22 protein-coding genes and 1 pseudogene are annotated in these 23,343 nt (G+C 50.6%); 17 read left to right on the top strand and 6 right to left on the bottom strand.

Annotated elements, in window-relative coordinates; genetic code table 11:
- Window positions 1-31 precede the first annotated feature (31 nt).
- The 9 genes from ACQZQY_RS00295 to ACQZQY_RS00255 all read left to right on the top strand — a co-directional run bounded on the left by ACQZQY_RS00295 (window position 32) and on the right by ACQZQY_RS00255 (window position 7,281).
- Window positions 32-856: a hypothetical protein gene (locus ACQZQY_RS00295; RefSeq protein WP_431295569.1), complete on the top strand. Its 825-nt coding sequence runs from the start codon at window positions 32-34 to the stop codon at window positions 854-856.
- Window positions 856-1,638 (top strand): site-specific integrase, encoded by a 783-nt coding sequence (locus ACQZQY_RS00290; protein ID WP_431295568.1) that lies wholly within the window; start codon window positions 856-858, stop codon window positions 1,636-1,638. The genes ACQZQY_RS00295 and ACQZQY_RS00290 overlap by 1 nt, the downstream gene beginning before the upstream one ends.
- A 55-nt stretch (window positions 1,639-1,693) precedes the next feature.
- Entirely contained in the window at window positions 1,694-2,575 is an 882-nt protein-coding gene (locus tag ACQZQY_RS00285; protein WP_431295567.1) for an AbiJ-NTD4 domain-containing protein, read from the top strand.
- A 182-nt stretch (window positions 2,576-2,757) separates the two neighbouring features.
- Entirely contained in the window at window positions 2,758-3,384 is a 627-nt protein-coding gene (locus tag ACQZQY_RS00280) for a recombinase family protein (RefSeq protein ID WP_431295566.1), read from the top strand.
- Window positions 3,385-3,444: 60 nt separating this feature from the next.
- A complete protein-coding gene (locus tag ACQZQY_RS00275; RefSeq protein WP_431295565.1) occupies window positions 3,445-4,095 on the top strand; it encodes a TraX family protein in 651 nt (216 codons plus the stop codon).
- Entirely contained in the window at window positions 4,002-4,445 is a 444-nt protein-coding gene (locus tag ACQZQY_RS00270; protein WP_431295564.1) for an AAA family ATPase, read from the top strand. The genes ACQZQY_RS00275 and ACQZQY_RS00270 overlap by 94 nt, the downstream gene beginning before the upstream one ends.
- A complete protein-coding gene (locus ACQZQY_RS00265; RefSeq protein WP_431295563.1) occupies window positions 4,429-4,986 on the top strand; it encodes a pentapeptide repeat-containing protein in 558 nt (185 codons plus the stop codon). The genes ACQZQY_RS00270 and ACQZQY_RS00265 overlap by 17 nt, the downstream gene beginning before the upstream one ends.
- Before the next feature lie 140 nt (window positions 4,987-5,126).
- A complete protein-coding gene (locus tag ACQZQY_RS00260) occupies window positions 5,127-6,080 on the top strand; it encodes a DUF6685 family protein (protein ID WP_431295562.1) in 954 nt (317 codons plus the stop codon).
- 775 nt (window positions 6,081-6,855) lie between these two features.
- Complete coding sequence (locus tag ACQZQY_RS00255; protein ID WP_431295561.1) at window positions 6,856-7,281, top strand: hypothetical protein; 426 nt, start codon at window positions 6,856-6,858, stop codon at window positions 7,279-7,281.
- On the opposite strand, the gene ACQZQY_RS00250 is transcribed toward ACQZQY_RS00255, so the two are convergent.
- The 6 genes and pseudogenes from ACQZQY_RS00250 to ACQZQY_RS00225 all read right to left on the bottom strand — a co-directional run.
- Window positions 7,282-7,497 carry a hypothetical protein gene (locus ACQZQY_RS00250; protein ID WP_431295560.1) on the bottom strand — a complete coding sequence of 72 codons (216 nt, stop codon included), beginning with the start codon at window positions 7,495-7,497 and terminating at the stop codon, window positions 7,282-7,284. It lies immediately after the preceding gene.
- A gap of 292 nt (window positions 7,498-7,789) precedes the next feature.
- Window positions 7,790-8,200 (bottom strand): hypothetical protein, encoded by a 411-nt coding sequence (locus ACQZQY_RS00245; protein ID WP_431295559.1) that lies wholly within the window; start codon window positions 8,198-8,200, stop codon window positions 7,790-7,792.
- Between the two features lie 397 nt (window positions 8,201-8,597).
- Entirely contained in the window at window positions 8,598-9,938 is a 1,341-nt protein-coding gene (locus ACQZQY_RS00240) for an ISNCY family transposase (protein WP_431295558.1), read from the bottom strand.
- 169 nt (window positions 9,939-10,107) lie between these two features.
- On the bottom strand, window positions 10,108-10,479 hold the full coding sequence (locus tag ACQZQY_RS00235) for a type II toxin-antitoxin system death-on-curing family toxin (protein WP_431295557.1): 372 nt from the start codon (window positions 10,477-10,479) through the stop codon (window positions 10,108-10,110).
- Window positions 10,476-10,703 (bottom strand): type II toxin-antitoxin system Phd/YefM family antitoxin, encoded by a 228-nt coding sequence (locus ACQZQY_RS00230; protein WP_421589695.1) that lies wholly within the window; start codon window positions 10,701-10,703, stop codon window positions 10,476-10,478. Before ACQZQY_RS00230 ends, ACQZQY_RS00235 begins: the two co-directional genes overlap by 4 nt.
- Window positions 10,704-10,934: 231 nt before the next feature.
- Window positions 10,935-11,249, bottom strand: a pseudogene (locus ACQZQY_RS00225) (VOC family protein); the annotation flags it as partial.
- A 562-nt stretch (window positions 11,250-11,811) separates the two neighbouring features.
- On the opposite strand from ACQZQY_RS00225, the gene tssB reads away from it, so the two are divergent.
- From tssB to vgrG, 8 genes are all read left to right on the top strand, one after another.
- Window positions 11,812-12,303 carry a type VI secretion system contractile sheath small subunit gene (tssB, locus tag ACQZQY_RS00220; RefSeq protein ID WP_431295556.1) on the top strand — a complete coding sequence of 164 codons (492 nt, stop codon included), beginning with the start codon at window positions 11,812-11,814 and terminating at the stop codon, window positions 12,301-12,303.
- Window positions 12,304-12,343: 40 nt separating this feature from the next.
- Complete coding sequence (gene tssC / locus ACQZQY_RS00215; protein ID WP_431295555.1) at window positions 12,344-13,891, top strand: type VI secretion system contractile sheath large subunit; 1,548 nt, start codon at window positions 12,344-12,346, stop codon at window positions 13,889-13,891.
- A 14-nt stretch (window positions 13,892-13,905) separates the two neighbouring features.
- A complete protein-coding gene (gene tssK / locus ACQZQY_RS00210) occupies window positions 13,906-15,258 on the top strand; it encodes a type VI secretion system baseplate subunit TssK (protein WP_431295554.1) in 1,353 nt (450 codons plus the stop codon).
- Entirely contained in the window at window positions 15,255-15,941 is a 687-nt protein-coding gene (tssL, locus tag ACQZQY_RS00205) for a type VI secretion system protein TssL, short form (RefSeq protein WP_431295553.1), read from the top strand. The genes tssK and tssL overlap by 4 nt, the downstream gene beginning before the upstream one ends.
- Window positions 15,941-17,632, top strand: a complete 1,692-nt coding sequence (locus tag ACQZQY_RS00200; RefSeq protein WP_431295552.1) for an OmpA family protein — start codon at window positions 15,941-15,943, stop codon at window positions 17,630-17,632. The genes tssL and ACQZQY_RS00200 overlap by 1 nt, the downstream gene beginning before the upstream one ends.
- A gap of 32 nt (window positions 17,633-17,664) precedes the next feature.
- Window positions 17,665-18,156: an Hcp family type VI secretion system effector gene (locus ACQZQY_RS00195; RefSeq protein WP_217150304.1), complete on the top strand. Its 492-nt coding sequence runs from the start codon at window positions 17,665-17,667 to the stop codon at window positions 18,154-18,156.
- A 171-nt stretch (window positions 18,157-18,327) separates the two neighbouring features.
- Complete coding sequence (gene tssH / locus ACQZQY_RS00190) at window positions 18,328-20,976, top strand: type VI secretion system ATPase TssH (protein WP_431295551.1); 2,649 nt, start codon at window positions 18,328-18,330, stop codon at window positions 20,974-20,976.
- Complete coding sequence (vgrG, locus tag ACQZQY_RS00185; RefSeq protein WP_431295550.1) at window positions 20,973-23,342, top strand: type VI secretion system tip protein VgrG; 2,370 nt, start codon at window positions 20,973-20,975, stop codon at window positions 23,340-23,342. The genes tssH and vgrG overlap by 4 nt, the downstream gene beginning before the upstream one ends.
- The last annotated feature ends 1 nt before the right edge of the window (window position 23,343 follow it).

The following is a 23,343-nucleotide window of genomic DNA, read 5'->3' as shown; positions in this document are numbered from 1 at the left end:
TTATAGAGTCACACAGAGAGGTACTTGTGTTATGGGAAGCATGAAAGACTCGATGTTTGATATTGAAGCTGAACGCTTTGATATATGGCTTGAGGAAAATTATCCGGATGTTGTACCTGACTCTGAAGAGTGGGAGCAGGCTACGAATCTATATTACTGGGAGCAGGATGCGCTTGCAGATCAGGCTCAGTGGGATCATGAACACGGTCTGTTTGTGGCTTCCCTGAGCAATGTTCATCAGCGTTACCTGCACGCAAACCAGGAACTGAAGAAGTTGTGGGCCTTACTTGATAATCCACAGCCGGAACTTGTATACCGGATGTCCTTCGTCCATGCCGTGACGGTCATGGAGGCGTACCTGATGTACTGTGCCAGGACGCTGCTGGAGCATGACTGGCCGCTCAGACGGTTCAGGGATGCGTATTACCTGAAGTCGAAAACCAAACGTATTAAAAATACAGACAAGCAGGCTGCCCGCGAAATGTCGCTTTCCCTTTTCCGGCCTGCTGCGAGAAATTACGTCTCCGGCATGACGTTTCATAACGTTAAAACAATTGAGCGCTATTTTGGCACAGTGCTGCACGTGCCGCCCGTCTGGCCTCTCACGCCTCTTGGCATCATCATGCAGTGGCGCAACGACCTGGTCCACCGCAATGGTGTGGATGAGCAGGATGTGCCGCTCGCGATATCACCGCTGCAGCTGCTGAATGCCCTGCAGAAGGTTTATGAACTGATAGATGCGGCTGACATTTCAATGCGGCAGGAAGTGGATTTATTCGGTGACGGCCGCACGGAAGAAAACAGAGAAATTATTGCTTCAGCACTGAACATATCTTCAACCAGAGACGCATCCTGATGGCCGGAATTATTACCCTGGGACAGCAGTCGGCCCCTGTTGCTCCGTTACCCGTGGCCATCGACTATCCCGCCGCGCTGGCACTCCGCAAGATGGCCCTGGTCCAGGACGACCTGCCGAAATACCTGCTGGCCCCGGAGGTGAGCGCGCTGCTCCACTACGTGCCGGATTTGCACCGCAAGATGCTGCTGGCGACGCTCTGGAACACCGGCGCGCGCATTAACGAAGCGCTGGCCCTGACCCGGGTGGATTTTTCCCTGGCACCGCCTTACCCGTTCGTCCATCTGGCCACGCTCAAACAACGCACAGAAAAAGCGGCGAGAACGGCCGGGCGGGCACCCGCCGGCAGCCAGGCACTTCGCCTGATCCCTCTCTCGGATCACCTGTACGTCAGCCAGCTGCAGATGATGGTGGCCACGCTGAAAATTCCGCTGGAGCGACGCAATAAGCGAACCGGTAAGACCGAAAAGGCGCGCATCTGGGAGATCACCGACCGGACGGTGCGCAGCTGGATTAATGAGGCGGTGGACGCGGCCACCGCCGACGGCGTGACGTTCTCGGTACCGGTGACACCGCACACCTTCCGGCACAGCTACGCCATGCATATGCTGTACGCCGGTATTCCGCTCAAGGTGCTGCAGAGCCTGATGGGGCACAAATCAGTCAGCTCGACGGAGGTGTATACCAAAGTATTTGCGCTGGACGTGGCGGCCCGCCATCGGGTGCAGTTCTCCATGTCGGGTGCAGACGCGGTGGCCATGCTCAGGCAGACGCTGGAATAATTTTTTAAAATTAACTCAGATGCTTATAGCTAAATTTTAATAGGAAGGAAAAAGAATGAAATTTTCATACCGACACGGCTTTGATCCGGACTATAAAAATGAACCCATACGCGAGGATGCCCCGCCGTGGCTCAAATCGCTGTTCTTTGCCACCATACTTGACGGGTTAATTTACATCGATGGAGATAGCCGGTTTCCGAATAATGAAAATAAGCCTTTGGGAATTAAAGCATTAATAGAAAGATTATGCGCTGAGAACGGTCAGGAAACTGACGATGAGGATCATGACTCGTTCTATTGCTACGATTCTTTAAAAGTTAGAATCCAAAATCTGGCCTGGTATCAGTTCTATGATGTTGTTGAGCTTATAGGTTATCTGCTTAAAGAAAACGATTTGAAAAAGACAATTTCGTGGGGCCAGAAAACTTATGAAGAATTTAGTTTTTCCTCTTATCGCCAAAAAGTGAATGACCTGTTTTCTACGCATAAAATTGAATGGAAACTCAGTGAGTCATCCAGCTTAGAGACTCCAATTCCCACCGATCTTGAGCTTAAGCTCAACCAAGCTGACGCTTCTCTTCAGGACCGATTTGAACCAGCCAGAAAACATTACGCTAAGGCTCGTTACTTTGCGTTGGGTTCGCATAAGGATCCGGAGAATTCAATTAAAGAATCTATCAGTGCCGTAGAGAGCGTATGCCGGACGTATTATCCGTCCGCTTCAACGCTGGGGGATGCGCTAAAACAAATGAGAAAGGAGAGTGTGATCTCACCGCTTCTTATTACGGTCATAGAAAAGTTTTACGCCTATACAAATGCAGAACCCGCTGTTAGACACGGCAGCGATAAGGCATCTTCCGTACTCGAATATGATGCAGAGCTGGCACTGCATATATCATCGGCATTCATCAGAACCATTATTCAGAGAAAAAAATAGACAACGCTATGTTAATTCTGGAGAGGTGTCGCCTTCAACTTTTAACAGAATTAAAGCAGCGCAATTTTTTGTCTTGTATACCCAAAAGAAACAACCAAATTATAGCTATTTTTATCTAAAGATACTATCTAAATGACACTCGTACTTGTGATATAACCTTAATGACATTTTAAGGGGCGTTTATGTACATTTTCGGATATCTCAGGGCTTCAACAAAAAGTCAGGATGCTAAAAGAGCACAAAAACGGATGAAAGCATTCGCAGAAGACAATGGACACCGAGTCGCCGCCTGGTATATCGAGAATGAGTCCGGTGCCTCGCTTCAGAGACCCGAACTCATGCGTATGCTGGATGACGCAGATAAAGGTGACTTCATCCTGATTGAACAGGTCGATCGGTTATCCCGTTTATCAGAGGATGACTGGGGAGCGCTAAAAACAATCATTTACTCGAAGCAGCTGGCTGTCGTGAGCTTAGATTTATCCACCAGCCAAATAGCGTTAACCGATAAGAGCGGAAATGATTTTCAGGGGGCGATGCTCCGGGCTATCAACGGCATGATGTTAGACATGCTTGCCGCGATATCACGTAAAGACTATGAAGACCGTCGCCGCCGGCAACGCGAGGGTATTGATAAAGCCAAGGCAGAGGGGAAGTTTCACGGACGCAGGGCTGACGAAGATTTGCATATGGTGATCATGACGCTACGCAAGAGCGGAAAGAGCCTGGCCGACGTCTCCCGCATCAGCGGCGCATCGCTGAGTACAGTTAACCGGGTCTGCAAGAAACTACGTGAAGAGGTTGAGTAGATGCTCATAGGGCAGGTGAGGTCGGTTCCCGGCTACTTTGAAAGAATGTCCCCGTTCAGCATGGACGCGATTAAATGCGTGGCCCTGATCGCCATGCTTATCGACCATATGAATGACATTCTGTTGGCGCCCTCGAGCTTACAGCTCTACGCCGTTGGCCGCATGGCCATGCCGCTGTTTGCGCTGATCTTCGCATTTAACATGGCGAAACAGCCCGGCCGTGCCCAGGAATTGGCGAAACGCCAGTGGATGTGGGCGAGCATTACCCAACCTTTCTTTGCCTTCGCCTTTTATGGCCATCAGCCCTGGTACGCGCTGAATATTTTATTTGTCTTTGCCGTATGCAGCCAGCTGGTCGCGTGGGGCTATTCCCACACGAAGCATTGCTGGATAAAAAGCATTCTGCTTATAGCCATTTTCGCGTGGCCACTCTCACTGGCCAGTTATAGGTTAGCGGGCATTGCCTTTGTGTTGATTTCTGTTCTGGTGTTAGCTAGCGTCACTCTAGGAACGACAATTTTAATGCTTTGGCTAATCTCACTGATAAGTTTGAATGCAGCATCTTTAACGGTTGCATCGCTACTGACAGTGGTCGTTTTCGCCATTATACCCACGCTGTGTTTACCGCTATTAAGAAACTTGATATCAGATGGAGCGATGACTTCTTTTATAGATATGAGAATATTAAAAATAAAAGAACCTATGCAGTAAGTTATGGCGAGAAAAGGTGGCTTACAATTTCTTTGATGCTCGGACTCTGTGATAGGGCTAAATTTTTTATGTTGGATGAACCTACTGTTGGTATTGATATCCAGTATAGAATGCTTCTTTGGGAACTGATAGATAGAATCGTTAGTGAAGGGAGGACTGTTTTATTTTCAACACATCTTTTTGATGAGTTAACAAGGAAGAATATTCCTTTTTCAATGCTTTCTAAACATGGTATTTTTCATTATGATGACATGAAGCAATTTATAGCATCTAATCTTGCAGAAACGCCTGAAGAGGCTTTTCTTAAGGTAATAATGAGTGAGAGGAAAACAAATGAAAGGCAGTGTTAATTATGATGGGTTGCGTCTTACGGGTGATTCAACTGTTAATGAAATTTTTTATGATTGTGTTTTTAGCAATTGTAATATTGAGGGGCATTCTCTTCGAGATTGTGAGTTTGAAATGTGTACATTCAAAGACTGTACTTTCACAAATTTAAAACAATCTTTTTTAAAAATAAATGATGTGAAATTCCATGGTTGCTTTATCCAGGGCATGGACTTTTCATATCTTTCTTTCCCTCACTCATTTTCTTTCATAGATTGTAAGCTTGTTTATGTTGATTTCGTAAATCTTAAGTTACAGAAAAGCTGTTTCCAAAATAATCATTTTGAAGAATGTTTATTCGAAAATTGTGACTTAAGTAAAAGTGATTTCACCGGCTCAAAGTTTTTGGCTACTGAGTTTAGACGTTCAGTTTTGACAGATTCCGACTTTTCAGATTCAGAAGGACTTGATTTAAACCATGAGATTAACACAGTTGTTAACATAAAAATCCCCGGAGATGCGGGGCAGAAAATCCTTAAAAGGATGGGGATCAATTTGAACTAACCATACGTGTCGGAGTGCTCATTTAATTAAAAACCCAACATCAATTAATGAGCACTATTTTATGGTTTTATAGCTTATTGTTTTAATTGAATTAATTTTTAAATTACCTTGTTTTTACTCAATGATGAAGGATTTGTCTCTTGGAAAACCGTAGTGAAATAGATAAAAAAAACTACAGGCCTAGAAATTCTGTCTGGAGAAAAATTGGCCATTATCTTTGGGCAGACTTAAATCATAAACTTGGGCGTCCGGCATTACTTTGCAGGTTTTTAGCAGAAGATAAACTAAAACCACAACCTCTTATAACTGCACCTGATACTTTTTGGACGCGCTCGGTTGTCAATTGGCATCAGTGGATGGACTCTAGGACTTTTTCCCTAGGAAAAGCATTTCATCTTAATTACAGACGTCCTGGTTATGACGATATCTATAAGGTAGAGATTGAGAATCTTATCATAGAAGAAGTTATTGATGGTTATCAGCTCGACATCAAAGACGTACAAGGAATATCAGCATCGAAATCTAAGCAGCAAGACATAACTGACATTGATATTTTCCCATTAATTTGTTGTCGAGATTTTGTCGATCCAATCACAGCAGAGCACCTTAGCAAGAACATGGATCATGGTGAAATAAGGCTCGAAGAAATGCATTTCATTGATTTTTCATGGTCTCCACGCCGTATTCACTGGATCAATGCTGGCGGCTCTCATCATTTTGCATCTGCCAGACACCAAGCGGTTCGTTTAAGCATCCCTGTTCCGCTGACTGGTAGACTTACGAAGCTGATAGTAAATCTGGAATGCATACATAAACTTAATTTGCAGTGGCATATGTATCTGATCCCGAGAGATGCAGTATTTGGCTATTTTAGAACTGCAATGGAAGCATTTGAGTGCCCGTTTGGTCATTCTGGTTTGCCTATACACCTCCACTGCCCTGATGAGAGCCAAAAAGAATTGAGTATAATTTGGCTTCCCAGGGATGTGCCTAAAGCGGCAGCTGTTGCAAACATTTTGAATGGAAGTGGATTTCCCAACTTTGGCAAAGTGCTTGTTGAGCTAGCAGAGTCATACGAGACGTTTAAGAGCTGAGCCAATGATGGGGTTTGAAGTCCAGTGATGTAAAAAACCACGTTAATGAACTAACAGTCTGAAATATCATAAAATTTGAGACTGCACATATCGGGCAAAAAATCGATTTCAAATATCGTATTTTGGTCACTTAGAGACTAAATAGTATCAAAATCGATTACTGATACCTCTTAGCGTGGTTTTTCGCACGGTTGGCCCTCAACCCCCTAAAACGCTTAACGTAGGAAAATTTCCGTTTTCCAAGCGGACCCCTATATGCACGAACTCCCCGTTTAGTCCGACTACCGCGCCCGTTCAGGTAACTATTCTCTTGAGTCCAACCCTGAAAGACACGAAAAATCGCCAGTGGCGGTAGCCATTGGTAACGGAAACAGTGCGGGAACATCGGGGAAGCGTATTAACAATGTATGTACATTACGCTTGAATAAATCGGCCTGTAGAGGCTAAACTGAAAGAACGAATTTGGTGACTGTTCTCGCGAAAGTCCAGTTACCGCCCAGTTCCGAGAGTTTGCAGCTCAAGGTTCTGGCTTAAAAACCCGCCTCTCGGCGGGTTTTTTCGTTTCTGAGCAAGAGATTACGCGCAGAAAGAAAGGATCTCAAGAGATCCTTTCTTAATAATCCCAACATGAGGACCAACTCGGCTTCGGTCTCATTTAAGACAGAAAGACGTACACTAAACACCAACTTTCGATTTAAAATACGTCGCATTGTTCGTAAACTTAAAAATTCTCAAGAGATAATGGATTTCTTTATAACAATAGGGTGAATTAATCATGAGGTTAAAAAAAACAACCACGGTCATTTTAATTACATTAATGACACTAAGTTTTAATGTAATTGCAAATGACTTGATATTCAAATGCGACATAAAAAACAAAAAGCACGTCAGCCTATACAAAGACCTGGAATACATTACATATTCATTTGGAAAAAATAACCTCCCTCCTGATATTGAATTAAAAAGAAAAAAAGAACAACTTGATATAAATATAGGCAACCCATCAGGGAGATATTTAACTAATTCAATTGAAATAAATAATGGGGTTTATAGCTACAGATTAACAACAAGCGTTGACCGAATAGCCGACGAACAAATCCCAAAAACTTCACTAACTGTGATGAAAGATGGAAAGGACCTCACCTCCCTTGATTGTATAAAGGGAAGTGAGGTTGGCGCACTTATAGCCATTGATGATTAATCAATAAACACCTTGGAAGATTTTTCTAGCTAAAAAATCTTCCAGATTTCCATATCTTAATTTTTTCTCATCCAATGAAAGTCCGCTATTCACTATATTTGTAACAGCTAAAGACACATCTAAGGAGTATCCTTTATCAGCCTGAATATATATTTCATTATCATCCCAAAAAGCTAGAGCAGATCTCACCGCATACTTTATATCATCTGCCAGCAAGGGGTCCGCTTGGAAAACGGAAATTTTCCTACGTTAAGCGTTTTAAGCTTAACGGGAAGTTTCGTTCCATTGAGCGAGACCCCCTGACCGTAAGGGGATGTACGGAATGATCCCGCTGTCCGTTAATGGTTTTGCTTACTTTCGTACACGTTATCTACATGCTGTACGCAATCGTTCGGTTTCGGACACAGAAACGCCGTAGTCCCGCCGTTCGGGCAACAACCAAGAGCGCTTTGGTTAAAAAGTAGCCTTAGCGTGGTTTATTTTCCGTTTTCCAAGCGGACCCCTACTTTTACCCTTCTATAGAACTGATGAAGTTATTTAGAAAGTTCTTTATTGAAATGGTCTCATCCAATACACACTGATTTTCCAGAAGAATACCATTCTGCCCTCCTGTTTTACGCCATAATGAGCACTTATCATTAACATATTTTTTTTGACTATCAACAAAAGACTTGAGGTCTATTACCTCCCCATTCTCTGGAGAGGTAATATCTTTATTTTTTAAAACAATTTCATTTATCATGTATTCTTGTTTTAACAACTCAGCACTTATGCAATCCGTAGCTATGGGATGATTTTTTATATCAGAAACACATTTACTATACGAGTCACTATATTTATCCATACTTTTAGCCATTGAAATAAATGGCAAGAAAACGAAAAGAAATACTGCAAGCTTTTTATATATAATCATAATCATTCAACCTCATAGTTTTTTTGAGCAAGTTCCAATAATTTATTTTTTTCGTCCAACACCCTAGCCTTAAGACCTGGCCAAAGCTTCGGTGAACTAACTTTCGCCGCCGAGGACGGCGAGCAGGTCTTCCGCTGAGGAAAACGCGGTGCCGTTCCTGTTCGACGGCACCGGATAACTGATTTTTGGTAGTATTGCTGACATAAAATTTCTTCCCTGTTGTGTGCAATCTTCGGCCAGCGCGGGGGCGCTCACGGCGTCACCGGCTGACGATAGCCGCATCATACTCGCCGCCATTCCTAAGCCAAATTTTTTTGTCTATCCCCGTTTAAAATGTCACCCTGATTTCCCATTTTTGAATGTCACTTTTTATCCAAATGTTGAAGAGAAAAGGGCAGTCAGGTCATCTTTTCAGACTGGGTTTTAACAGGGTCGGGTCGGCAAGTACCGGGTTCATTGCCCTCAGTTGTTCCTGAACCTGAGCCTGTCTTCTAGGCATATGTTGGCTGCGGTTTCTTTTCCCGGCTGTCTCAAGTTCGTCCTGCTTTTCCTGCGCTAATTTCAGAACAGCCCCCAGTCGCTTGTTGTCCACAATGCGGCCCTGATCGATACAAGCCAGCTTGTCGAATACCTGATACTTCAGCGTTCTGTTGCCATAGCGGAATGCCAGCGTGCCGTCCGGATAGTCAAAAGCCAGGACTTTCTCACCCGCAATATGCGCATTTTCCTCCGAGGGTTCAACAAGATAAAGCATCTTATCATATTGAAAGGTCAACGATTTTGAGAGCGTGCGCAGCGTCTGCCAGGCAAAAATGTCATCTAGTTCTGAACTGTTTTCGCTGGCCGGTCTATGGAGATCTTTCGGGTAGGTTGCCGGTCTGGCGAATCGACGGTTAAAGTCGCTAATAAAAACGTCCAGCCATGCATTAGCCGCTTCAATGCCGCTAATATTTTCCAGCCGCATCTCCTTAATCAGCCGATCTTGCAGCGTCAGGTTTGCACGCTCGACGCTGCCCTTAGCCTGACTGCTGTTGGCACATATCAGCTCAATATTGAGATCATGCAGCGCACGCCCGAACTGGGTCATGCCGGTCCGACGAGTCTCAGCCTGGCTGACTCTAAACACCGCATGCTTGTCGCTGTAAAACGCCACAGGCTTGCCGTGCTTATCTACGTATGCGCGTGTGGCCAGCATGTAGTCGAAGGTCGATTCGCTCTGACAAAATCGCAGATGCATCAGGCGACCGGTGGCATCATCGATGTAAACCAACAGGCAGCACTTGGAGGCACGTCCTTCAAACCAGTCGTGGTGTGAACCGTCGATTTGAATGAGTTCACCCAAACAGTCTCGTCGATAACGGGGCTGATAAACTCGCGGTCGCCGATGGGCATGCGGCACCCAGAGACCGTCGGCAGTCATCCAGCAGCGCAGCGTCTCGACAGAAACGGAAATCCCGTGGCGCTCCTGAAGCTTTTCTGCGGCAAGTGTGGGCCCGAAACCGACGTAATTTTCACGTAGCAGCGTCAGTATCCGATGGCGCAGTGCAACATCAATGCGATGGGTTCCAGGCATACCGCGACGAGTGTTCGTCAGCCCGGCAGCTCCGGATTCCCGGAGGCGGTTCATCAGACGCTGTACCTGACGTTCAGTGAGATCCAGCTGAGAGGCGGCATCACGGCGACGCAGGCGCTTTTCAACAACGGCCTGGATCACCGGCAAGCGGTGAAGTTCTTTATTGGACATGGTTACCAGCATCAGAGGAGATCTCCCAGAAAGGTGGAAAAATGCGCCGTATCTGGGTGACATTATAAACTAGCTAAAAAGTGACATTATCAAATGGGACTTACAAGTTAAATTCGCATAACGTTAATTATGTTAAATAATGCATATCAAAACAAATACCCAACTTGTATCAGGTTGACTGTTTAAGAGCTTCAGCGATATTCCACACATCTAGGCTGCCCTGCGCGGCTGACACAGTCAACTCTTCATGACTTGGAGAAAACCGGACAAGAATGCCATTACGGCGCAGAAATAAAGCAGATGAAGCAAATGCGGTTCTCTTATTTGCATCATTGAAACAATGCCCCCGCGCTATAGCAAGAAGATATGCAGCAGCCAGAACGTAAATATCATCCTCGCCTTCATACATGTGGCGGTTCAGAATTCGTGTTGCCATACTTTCTATCCGACCGAGGTCAGTATAGCCGTCAAGACCTCCATAAGCAGCAATCATTCGGTCATGAATGCCAATGATGTCTTTGCTGGAAAGAAAATGAATCATCGGTTTTTAAGAGCCTCAAGCGTCTTACCATGTTCACTAAACAACCAATCGAAATCCGATTCAGCTTGAATTCTCAGCATTTTTTCATACTGCTCAGCATCAATGACAACAACGGGCTTTGCCGATCGGCGTGTGATAATTACGGGCTCACCGCTCGAAACGCTATCAAGAACTGAAGCCAGTTCATTACGGGCAGTTGTAAAATTTATAGCTTGCATAGTCATATACCTCATTGAATTGTACAATTGATAAGTACAACTCAATGTACACTCCAACGGTGTTTTTTTCAACACTTCAACTGATGACCCTTCAGTTTACACGCTAGCTATTGCTATTTATGTTAAATTACTGGTGCATTTAATCATTTCAGGCGTGGAATTTCGCATTCCCCCCACTTCGATGCATTGAATGTCCGTTTGGGAAAAATTAAATATAACCTTGTCCTCAAACTGAGCTCAGAGCTTGCCCCAATGCATGTTCTGAATAACAACCCTATATCCATCCATATCCTGGAAGGTCACCCCCTTGCGGTCCCAGTAGGGATTAAATGATTCAACTCTGGCGAAGCCAGCATCATCCATATTCGCGCAGGTGGTTAATCAACTGTCTTTCTCAGGAAAATATAGAACCAAGAGATCTTCATCAGAAGGCGAAGGTAACACTGGATGTACATGACACTGAGTGAATTCAAGGTGCCAGGGTAAACCATCCATCCCTAACATGTATCCGCTGAATCCATCGTGATCTGTAAACTCACCGATTTTTTCTAATAAATGCGTTTAAGAGAAAATCAATAAATTTCATTAAAGCGAAAGATAAAAATATTATTGTTGATGCAGGGCGTAATATTTCGACTTGCTCTCGAATGCACAACCCCCTTATTTCCAATAAAAGTAAAAATCAGACTTTTCACTCTAGCGAGTGTATTTCGTACAATTTTAGCCACTAACTCAAATTGATTGTTTCTTACACACCCTTATCGCATGGGGCTTGCAGAGCATTAGAAGGAAAATTCTTATATATCAGAATGATGGTCTATTCTTGTCAAATAAACCGACTGTAACATTATGTTACATAATTTAAATTCACATAACATAACCAATATTTTTACACTCCTTCAATGAGTGCTTATCCGAAACTTTAATTTTCAGATTAATACTTAAAACCACCGTGTCATGCTAAGCCAGTGAATGGAATGTGCTCGCTTTTGACCCCTATTTTGCTTTGCGTTTGATGATGGAAGCAGGGATGTTTTATTGGCAGGGTAAGCCGTTCTAATTAATTTCTCACTGACATTGACCATTTCTATTCCTTCATAGAACAGGGACATCCATGTCTAATTCGTATCAGTCCGAGATCCCCAAAGCCCGCGTTAATATCCAACTGAGTGTGCATACCGGCGGTGCGCAGAAGAAAGTCGAGTTACCCCTCAAACTGATGGTGATGGGCGATTACAGCAACGGCGCCGAGCAACGTCCGGTGTCTGAGCGCGAAAAAGTCAACGTCAATAAAAACAACTTCGACAGCGTGCTCGCTGAATTCTCTCCCTCCGTCAATCTTTCTGTAGAAAACACACTGGCCGGTGACGGCAGTGAAGAAAACGTCAGCCTGTCCTTTGCTCAGATGAAAGACTTCGAGCCGGAACAGGTTGCCCGTCAAATCCCTCAGTTGAAAGCCATGCTTGCTATGCGCAACCTGCTGCGCGACCTGAAAGCCAACCTCCTGGACAACGCGACCTTCCGTAAAGAGCTGGAAAAAATCCTGCTCGACCCCGCGCTCAGCGCGGAACTGCGCAGTGAGCTGTCTGCCCTGGCACCCAAATAAGTCTGATGGTTTTGATGTTTAACGGATTAACGAAGAGAAAATGCTGATGTCTGTGAAAAATGAAAATACTGCCGGCGGTGAAAGTATCGTGCTGGAGCGCCCGGTAGCGGGCGGCGTGTACGCGTCCCTGTTTGAAAAAATCAACCTGAACCCGGTATCAACGCTGAGCGCGCTGGATATCTGGCAGGATAATCAGGCGATGTCGGATGCCACTGCCGATGAGCGTCTGACCGCCGGTATGCAGGTATTTTTGGAGTGCCTGAGTAAAGCGGGCTCAAAAATTGAAAAGCTGGACAAAAACCTGATTGACCACCACATCGCTCAGCTAGATTTTCAGATAAGCCGTCAGCTGGATGCAGTCATGCACCACGAGGCCTTCCAGTCGGTAGAATCCCTGTGGCGCGGGGTGAAGTCCCTGGTAGATAAAACCGACTTCCGTCAAAACGTTAAAATCGAGCTGCTTGACCTGTCGAAAGGCGATTTGCGTCAGGATTTCGAAGACGCGCCGGAGATTATTCAAAGCGGATTATACCAGCACACCTATACGGCAGAATACGATACTCCGGGCGGAGAGCCGATTGCGGCGCTGATTTCAGCCTACGAGTTTGATGCCTCTGCGCAGGACGTGGCGCTGCTGCGTAATATCTCCAAAGTGTCCGCCGCTGCCCATATGCCATTTATCGGTGCTGCGGGCCCAAAATTCTTCCTGAAAGATTCCATGGAAGAAGTCGCCGCCATTAAAGATATTGGCAACTACTTTGATCGTGCCGAGTACATCAAGTGGAAGTCCTACCGCGAAACAGATGATTCCCGTTACATCGGCCTGGTAATGCCACGTGTGCTGGGCCGCCTGCCGTACGGTCCTGACACTGTACCGGTGCGCAGCTTCAACTATGTCGAAGAAGTGAAAGGCCCGGATCACGACAAATACCTGTGGACCAACGCGTCTTTTGCCTTTGCGGCCAACATGGTGCGCAGCTTTATCAATAACGGCTGGTGCGTACAAATCCGTGGCCCGCAAGCCGGTGGTGCAGTGAAAGACCTGCCTATCCACCTGTATGACCTGGGTACCGGCAATCAGGTGAAAATCCCGAGTGAAGTGATGATCCCCGAAACCCGCGAGTTTGAGTTTGCTAACCTCGGCTTCATTCCTCTGTCCTACTATAAGAACCGCGACTACTCCTGCTTCTTCTCAGCCAATTCGACCCAAAAACCGGCGTTGTACGACACGGCCGATGCCACGGCCAACAGCCGCATCAATTCTCGCCTGCCTTACATCTTCCTGCTGTCGCGCATCGCGCACTACCTGAAGCTTATTCAGCGCGAAAACATCGGCACCACCAAGGATCGTCGCCTGCTGGAGCTGGAGCTGAACACCTGGGTGCGTGGTCTGGTCACCGAAATGACCGATCCGGGTGATTCACTTCAGGCGTCTCACCCGCTGCGCGATGCGAAAGTGACCGTAGAAGACATCGAAGACAACCCAGGATTTTTCCGCGTGAAACTGTACGCCGTACCGCACTTCCAGGTGGAAGGCATGGACGTGAATCTTTCTTTGGTTTCTCAGATGCCTAAAGCGAAAGCGTAAAGCCGGGAGGCGCAATGAAGATTGAACGTCCCCTGTGGACACGCGGAGTTCTGGTTTCACCGCAGCAGTTTCAACAACAGGCCTCTCTGGAGGCCTGGACAAATGAATGCATCGCGCAAATGGGCGTCCTCCATCCGTGGGGGGTCCTTCATGCTTCGTTCGAGCAGGATGCGCTGGCGCAAGGGCGTTTGAAAGCAGAACGTCTAAATGTCCGTTTTCAGGATGGCGTTCTGATCGATACCGATTGTGCCGATTTACTCCCACCTACGCTAACGCTTGCCGCCAGCCTTCCCGCTGACGCAGTTGAAACCACGGTGATGCTGGCAATGCCTCAACTGTATGCCAACGGTGGCAACTGTCTGCAACCTGATGAGCGCGCCGAACGTCCGGTGCGTTATCGTCAGGCGTGGCGGGATATACAAAACTATTACGGCGACGATAAGAAGCAGGTCGCCGTCATGACGCACGAACTGACGCTGCGACTGGATTCACAGGAAAACGGCGATTATCAGGTCTGTCCTGTCGCCCATTTACTGCGAGATGCGCAGGGTAGCTGGGCGCTGGATACTCACTTCATTCCTCCGCTGCTGAGCCTGCAAGCCAGCCACTGGTGCGGTGAGCAACTGGAAATACTGATGGTGCAACTGCGGGCGCGGTTACAGCGCCTGATGGGAATGCGCCGCGAAAGCAATGCCCGCATGGCCGACTTTGCCGTCGCTGACGTGTCACTGTTCTGGCTGTTGAACGCCCTTAACGGCGCTGAGCCCGTACTGGGGAATTTCCAGCGTTATCCGCAGGTGCATCCGGAACGTTTGTATCAGGAACTGGCGCGTCTGGCCGGTAACCTGCTGACGTTTTCGCTCGAGCACGACGTCACGGCAATTCCCGCCTATCAGCATGACCGTCTGACAGCCGTTTTTCCGCCGCTGTTTGCGCTGCTCAATATCTTGCTGGAAGCCAGCTTGCCTTCCCGTGTTGTCTCGATTGAACTGGTGCATGACTCTCGCATCAACCAATGGCGCGGTAATCTGCACGATCCGCGTCTGCGCGAAGGGGTAGATTTCTATCTGTCCGTCCGCTCAACCCTCTCTTCTGCCCAGTTGCAAACGCAGTTCCCGCAGCTGTGCAAAGTCGGTGCGCCGGATGACGTGGGTAACGTGGTGAACGTGGCGCTGAGCGGGATACCGCTGACGCCTCTGAGCCATGTGCCTGCAGCAATCCCGTTAAGACTGGAAAACCAGTATTTCTCCCTCGACCTCAACCATCCTGCCGCGAAGCAGATGATGGAAGCGGGTGCCTGCGCGTTCTATGTTCCGGGTACGCTGGGTGAGATCCAGCTTGAACTGTTTGCGGTGTTACGCGCATGAGCCAATCCATGAAAGAAAAAAAGCTGCCTGTGGACATTGATGCTCTGCTTCAGGACACCTGGTTACAGGCGATCAGCCTGCGCCAGGGCGTGAGTTGTCCGGAGGGTGAAGGCCGTACATTCTGGAAAAAATGCGTGGCTGATGTCGAACACGTCCGCCAGCAGCTGAAAGACGCGGGGGTCAGCGAACAGAGCATCCAGTATATCCTTTATGCCCAGTGCGCGTTGCTGGATGAATCCGTCAAAGGGCGCGGCGTGCAGGATGACGCGTATTTTGTCTGGTGTAATTCGCCGCTGCAGGCGCATTTCTTTAATACGCTGGACGCTGGTCACCAGCTCTATGAACATATGCGTACCGTCTTACGCGAACCTGCGCCAGACGTTGCCGTGCTGACCTGTTTCCATCGGGTTCTCATGCTGGGTTTCCAGGGGAGCTACAGTTCCCCGGATGTTGCCGAGCGCGAGCAGCTGGTGGATCAACTTTCTGCGCGCGTACCCGCGATGACCTTTTCGCCAACGAGTCCCGCGCTTTCCGTGGGGGCGTCGCGCAGCCGCATGGGTGTCTGGCTTCGTTACTGGCCGGTGCGTCTCGGGCTTGCTGCCTGCATCGTCGCTCTCCTCTGGTGGGGGCTTGAACACTGGCTTTCAGGGTTATTGCCGACCTTATTACCGGGGTCAGTGTGATGAGTCCTCTCAGGCGACGGGTTTTATGGCTGTGGGCCGGATCGCTGGCAGGCATGTTGTGCCTGGTATTTCTGCCTTTCTCCCCCACAGCGCGCTGGGTGGCGTTTTTGCTCGTCATTATTATTTGCGTCATCGGCCTGTGGCGTGCAGGTCGTCAGCCAGACGCTGAGCTGACAGACTCTTTGTCAGCCGATCTTCCCGCAGAAAATTATCGTCTGCCGGTGGTTCTGGTTTGTGGTGATGATCTGGCCTCTCTCTTCGGTGACAAGGCTGTGCATCAGACCGCACAGGGTTGCTGGGTGCGCGTCGATGAAAGCGGTTCACTTCGCCAGCTTGCGAGGCAGATCCTCTGGCAACGTCCTGAATGGATCAACCAGCTGGCGGTCATGCAGGTGGTAAATCCGCAGCAGCGCGGCGATGAACGGGCATTAACGTCCTCCCTGCATGAATTGCGCTGGCAGATAGTTCAGGTACGTCGCGATACCCGCCGCGCCATCCCTTTGCTACTGAGCAGCACCGTTGCCACCAGCCTGACGCAAAGTCCGGTCTGGCTTTCACAGCAAAAATCTCAGTCGGTCACACTGTGGTCAACCTTGACCCTGCCCGAAACGCTGGCGAACTGGCAGTGTCAGGAAGGACATTCTGAGCAAGCTCAACGCCTTAAACAGACGGCGTTGTTCAATGAGCACAGTGACTGGCTGAAAGCGCAGTTGATGCCGGTATTGCAGGAAAGCAATGAAGATGTGGCAACCGTCGCTGTTCAGCAGGTGATCCTGCATCAGGTAAGCGGAATGAACCACGTCGTGCCGGATTCACTCTGGCAGCGCTGGCTGGCTGACCGGACTGCGCTGACGCAGGTGTCAGGCTGGCATCCGCAGGCCGATGCCGACACCGTCCACCTGCTCTTCCCGGAGTTCATTTTCCCTGAATTGCCTTCTGGCAGCGGTGTGACCTCCCGCCGCAGGATGCTGCGCCATGCGGTTACGTTGCTGACGCTGGCGGCTGTCATCGCACTGTGTTGCAGCGCCTGGCACAACCGGCAGCTGTTGCATCGCGTCGCTTTCGACATCCACCATTACAACAGTATCGGGATGCAGGATCACGCGCCGAAAGCGAAGGCCGTGGCGATATTGCGTCAGGATGCCGCACAGCTTGATGACTGGTTCCGCAACGGCGAACCGCTGCGTCTCGGGCTGGGGCTGTATCAGGGCGAACGGCTGAGATTACCGCTAATGGCGGCAATTAAAACCTATGTTCCACCGCCGCCGCCTCCCCCACCTGCGGAAAAAAAGACGCCGAAAACCGTGCGCCTCGATGCCCTGTCGCTCTTTGACACCGGCAAGTATCAGCTCAAACCCAACAGTACAAAACTGCTGGTCAATGCGCTGATCGACATCAGGGCCAAACCGGGCTGGCTGATTGTTGTCGCGGGCCATACCGATATCACCGGCGATGCGCGAGCGAACCAGATTTTATCCCAAAAACGCGCCGAAGCGCTGCGCGACTGGATGCTCTCCACCAGCGACGTTTCCCCAACCTGTTTCGCAGTGCAGGGCTATGGCGCAACGCGCCCGATCGCAACAAACGACACTCCGGAAGGCCGTGCGGCCAACCGCCGTGTCGACATCAGTCTGGTGCCGCAGGCCAATGCCTGTCAGGCAGCAGCATCCCCACATTCATCAAATGATTGATGGATGCTTAACCTAGTAATGGAGAACTACCCATGGCAATTCCAGTTTATTTGTGGCTGAAAGACGACGGCGGCGCGGACATCAAAGGTTCCGTAGACGTTAAAGATCGTGAAGGCAGCATCGAAGTGGTGGCTCAGGAACATAACCTTTACATTCCTACCGATAACAACACCGGCAAACTGACGGGTACCCGTATTCACACCCCGTTCCTGTTTACCAAGGAAATCGACTCCTCCAGCCCGTACCTCTACAAAGCTGTCACCACCGGCCAGACCCTGAAATCTGCCGAATTCAAATGGTATCGCATCAACGACGCTGGTCAGGAAGTTGAATATTTCAACACCAAACTGGAAAACGTCAAACTGGTGAAAGTCGCGCCAGAAATGTACGACATTAAGGATCCATCAAAAGAGAAACACAACCATCTCGAGCGCATTGAACTGCGTTACGAAAAAATCACCTGGACTTACAAAGACGGCAACATCATTCATTCCGATTCCTGGAACGAACGTACCACCGCGTAAGACCCGACAGCAGACGGTTCGCCGTCTGCTGTTTTTTTCGTGTTGTGCGTTAAGCCACTTCGGTGAGCAGTGTTTTAACCCACACCACTTCTCAACATCGACCTTATGGGCCTCGGTTTCCTCTTCAGGAAAGGCTAAGGGCGGTAGCGTACCCAAAAAAAGGAATTCAGCATGGAAAACCAGTCAGCCGTTTTGTTACGTCGTTTAAACCCGTACTGTGCACAGGCGCTGGAAGCCGCCGCTACCCTCTGTCAGACACGCGCACACGCGGAGATCTCCATCGAACACTGGTTGCTTAAGCTGCTGGAGCTGGGTGAAGGCGATATTACCGTGCTCGCCCGCCGCTACGAGTGGGACATGGACGCCTTGTGGCAAAACCTCTTATCGCATCTCGACCGCCTGCCGCGCTCCGTGCACACCCGCCCGCAGCTCGCCGACGATCTGCAAATGCTGATGAAATCCGCATGGCTTACCGCTTCATTGCAGGATGACAACCAGACCATCCGCAGCGTCAATCTGCTGGAAGCCCTGCTGGCCCAACCGCGCCTGCTTCACTGCGAAGGTCTGTGGCCGCTGTTCAGCCTGAGCGAAGAACACATCCGACGCCTGAAACCGGTGCTGGATGCCCTGTCAGAAGAGCGCTCCGAGCTGCAACAGCAGGCCAGCCTGAGTATGCCGGTCTCCGCGCTAGGTGAACCTTCTAAATCACAAGCCGATAACCTGTCTGGCCAAAACCTGAGTGACGCCCTGCAGGCCGCGCTGGATAAATTCACCCTCGACGTCACGGCCAAAGCCAAAGCCGGTCAGATCGACCCGATTTTCGGGCGCGACACCGAGATCCGCCAGATGATCGACATCCTCTCCCGTCGCCGTAAAAACAACCCGATTTTGGTCGGTGAGCCGGGCGTGGGCAAAACCGCGCTGGTGGAAGGTCTGGCACTACGCATCAGCGAAGGCAACGTCCCGGACAGCCTGAAGACGGTCAGCCTGCGCACGTTAGATCTCGGTCTGTTACAGGCCGGTGCCGGTGTGAAAGGCGAGTTCGAACAACGCCTGAAAAACGTCATCGACGCGGTTCAGCAATCGCCAACGCCGGTTCTGCTGTTTATCGACGAAGCCCACACCATTATCGGTGCCGGCAATCAGGCCGGTGGCGCCGACGCCGCCAACCTGCTCAAACCTGCCCTCGCGCGCGGCGAACTGCGAACCATCGCCGCAACCACCTGGTCAGAGTACAAACAGTATTTTGAACGTGATGCTGCGCTGGAGCGCCGCTTCCAGATGGTCAAAGTCGACGAACCGGACGACGCCAAAGCCAGCCTGATGCTGCGTGGCTTAAAAGGCCGCTATGCCCAGCACCACGGCGTACACATTCTTGACGCCGCCATCACCGCCGCCGTCACCCTGTCTCGCCGCTTCCTGACCGGCCGCCAGCTGCCGGACAAAGCCGTTGACCTGCTCGACACAGCAGGTGCGCGCGTGCGCATGAGCATCGATACCCTGCCGGAGCCGCTGATGGAGATTAATACCGAACTGGTCGCGCTGACGATGGAGCAACAAGCCATCGAGCAGGATCTCCTGCTACTGCCGGACGTAGGCACCGACCGCCTGCACCAGATCGAAAAACGTCGCTACGAGCTGGCCGTCGGTCAACAAAAACTCGAACAGCAGTACGAGGCTGAAAAACGTCTGACCGCGCAGATTATCGACGCCCGTCAGGAGGCAGCCGACGCAGCGCGTCTGGCGGCATTGCAGGAAGAGCTGAGCGCGGTGCAGGACAACGCGCCGCTGCTGTCGCTGGACGTGGATGCCCGCACCGTCGCCACAGTGATCGCCGACTGGACCGGCGTGCCGCTCTCCAGCCTGCTCAAAGACGAGCAAACAGATTTACTCCAGCTTGAACGCCACCTCGTAAAACGCGTGGTCGGGCAGGACGCGGCGTTGGTGGATATGGCGCAGCGCCTGCGCGCCGCCAAAACCGGTCTCACTTCTGAGAATGGCCCACTCGGTGTATTCCTGCTGGTCGGCCCGAGCGGCGTCGGCAAAACTGAGACCGCGCTGTCGCTGGCCGATACCCTGTTCGGCGGTGAGAAATCGCTCATCACTATCAATATGTCCGAGTATCAGGAAGCGCACACCGTGTCCCAGCTCAAGGGCTCGCCTCCGGGCTACGTCGGTTACGGTCAGGGCGGCATCCTCACCGAAGCCGTGCGCAAGCGCCCGTACAGCGTGGTGTTACTGGATGAAGTGGAGAAAGCGCACACGGATGTGATCAACCTTTTCTATCAGGTATTTGACCGCGGCGTGATGCGTGACGGCGAAGGCCGTGAAATCGATTTTCGCAATACCGTGATCCTTATGACCGCCAATCTGGGCAGCGACCCTCTGATGCAGCTGCTTGACGAACAGCCGGAAGCCACCAACGGTGACTTGCAGGAGCTGCTGCGCCCGATACTGCGCGACCACTTCCAGCCCGCGCTGCTGGCCCGTTTCCAGACGCTGATTTACCGCCCGCTTGATGCCACTGCCCTGCGCACCATCGTCGAAATGAAGCTGGCACAAGTGGCCAGGCGCCTGAACAAACATTACGGCCTGAGCTGCATTATTGAAGAAAGCCTGTACGACACGCTGGTCGCCGCCTGCCTGCTGCCGGACACTGGCGCACGCAACATCGACAGCCTGCTCAACCAGCAGATTTTGCCAGTGCTGAGCCAGCAACTGCTGAGCCGCATGTCACATAAACAGCGGACGACGTCACTGACGTTAGGCTGGGATGAAGAGGAAGGAATTACGCTGGCGTTCAAAGGGGAAGAACAATGAGTATTGCCTCGGTATTTTTCGACCACAGCCACCACAAGCTCACCGTTCGCGGCAGCGGCGCACCGCTGGATGTGCTGAGTTTTGAGGGCGAAGAATGGCTGAGTTCACCGTTTAAGTACGACATTCAGTTCACCAGCGCCGATAAAAACATCGACCCGACAACCATGCTGATGCAGGACGCCTCTCTTACGCTTCAGGCGCCCGTCGCCGAAGCCTTTGGCGTCTCCGTTCAGCAACCGCAGCGCGTGATCCAGGGCGTGGTCACCGGGTTTACGCATCTCTCCACGTCTAAAGATGAGAGCCGCTACGCGCTGTGTCTGCAACCGCGCCTCGCACTGCTTTCCCGCAGCCATCAGAACCGCATTTATCAGGACATGTCCGTGCCGGACATCGTGGACAAAATCCTGCGCGACCGCCACGACATGCGCGGACAGGATTTTGTTTTCACGCTCGCCAAAGCGTATCCGCGCCGCGAACAGGTGGTCCAGTACGGCGAAGATGACCTGCGCTTTATTTCACGCCTGCTAGCCGAAGTCGGTATCTGGTTCCGCTTCACCGCTGACCCGAAACTCAACATCGACGTCGTCGAATTTTACGACGACCAGCAGTTCTACCAGCAGGGACTGACGCTCAACGCCGTGCCGCCATCCGGCATGCACGACAGCGGGTTCGAGTCCGCGTGGGCGCTGTCCAGCATCCATCAGGTGGTGCAAAAATCCGTCAGCACCGGTGACTATAACTACCGTACCGCGACGTCAGACCTCTCCGGCAGCGCCGATATCACCCGCGGCGATGCCACCACCTACGGCGAAGCCTATCACTACGCCGATAACTACCTGACCGCCGGTGCCGAAGGCCGCGAGTCACAAACCGAGAGCGGCGCATTCTACGCCCGCCTGCGCCACGAGCAGTATCTGAATAATCAGGCGCGCTTTAACGGTATCGCCAACGCCGCCACCCTGGTGCCGGGCATGGAGCTGAAAGTGACCGGCAGCGACGCCCCTCCGGCATTCGCGAAAGGCGTAATTATTGTTCACACACATTGCTCGGCGCGCCGCGACAAAAGCTTTGAGGTGAAATTCGACGCCATCCCGTACTCCGAGGATTACTGCTTCCGCCCCGTTCCGGCCAGCAAACCGGTCATGGCCGGGACGCTGCCCGCCCGCGTCACCAGCACCACCGCCAACGACACCTACGGTCATATCGACAAAGACGGGCGTTATCGCGTCAACATGCTGTTTGACCGGGATGCGTGGGAGCAGGGCTACGAAAGCCTGTGGGTACGTCAGGCACGCCCTTACGCCGGCGACACCTACGGCATGCATATGCCGCTGCTGGCCGGGACCGAAGTGGCAATTGCGTTTGAGAACGGCAACCCGGACCGCCCGTACATCGCCCACGTCCTGCACGATTCGGCGCACGGCGACCACGTCACCATCAAGAACTACAAGCGCAACGTCCTGCGCACGCCGTCGAACAACAAGCTGCGCCTCGAAGACGAGCGCGGTAAGGAGCACATCAAGCTCAGCACCGAATACGGCGGCAAGAGCCAGCTGAACCTCGGCCATCTGGTGGACTCGTCGAAACAGCAGCGCGGCGAAGGCTTTGAGTTACGTACCGACAGTTTTGGTGCCATACGCGCGGAAAAAGGGATCTTCATCAGCGCTGATGGCCAGGCAAAGGCTCAGGGGAAAGTGCTGGAGATGGGGCAACCGATCAGCCTCATGAAGGGTGCACTCAACCAGATGACCGAGTGGGGAAGCATTGCTCAAACACATCACAACTTCCCGCCGGAAAATAATAGCCTCAAGCAACTTCTGGCCGATTCGACAGAATTGAAAGGTTCCGTTCTATTGATGAGTGCACCGCAGGGTATCAGCGCCGTTACGCCAGAAAGTCTGTTGCTGCAAACCGGTAAGGCTATGTATCTGCAAAGTCAGGGCGAAATAAACCTGACCAGCTCTGAGCGGTTCTCGGCCAACGCGACTCAGGCTGTCTCTTTGCTTGCACAGCAGGAAGGTATGCGGCTGGTCTCCGGAAAAGGGCCATTAGAGGTTGAATCTCATGGAGATATCCTTTCCCTGACCGCATTAAAAGACGTCACCGTCCAATCTACTCAGGGGCATCTGCAATTAACGGCAAAAAATGGCATAACGCTGGGTTGCGGCGGGGCTTATATTCGACTGTCGCCGCAGGGTGAAATCGAAATCCACGGACCAGGATTATTAAGCCTTAAGGGGATGCACAAAATGGAATCGCCGGCGAGCCAGGATTTTCCTCTGCCAGAATTGCCTAACTCCGTATGTAAAGAGTGTCTTAAAAAAGCACAGGAACTTGCACAGGGCTTTGTGCCAAGGAATACATAAT

The organism is Rahnella sp. PAMC25559 (genome assembly GCF_050632365.1).
Taxonomy (GTDB): Bacteria; Pseudomonadota; Gammaproteobacteria; order Enterobacterales; family Enterobacteriaceae; genus Rahnella; species Rahnella rivi.
The sequence above is the reverse complement of the archived record's forward strand: the minus strand, read 5'-3'. Positions and strand labels throughout refer to the sequence as shown.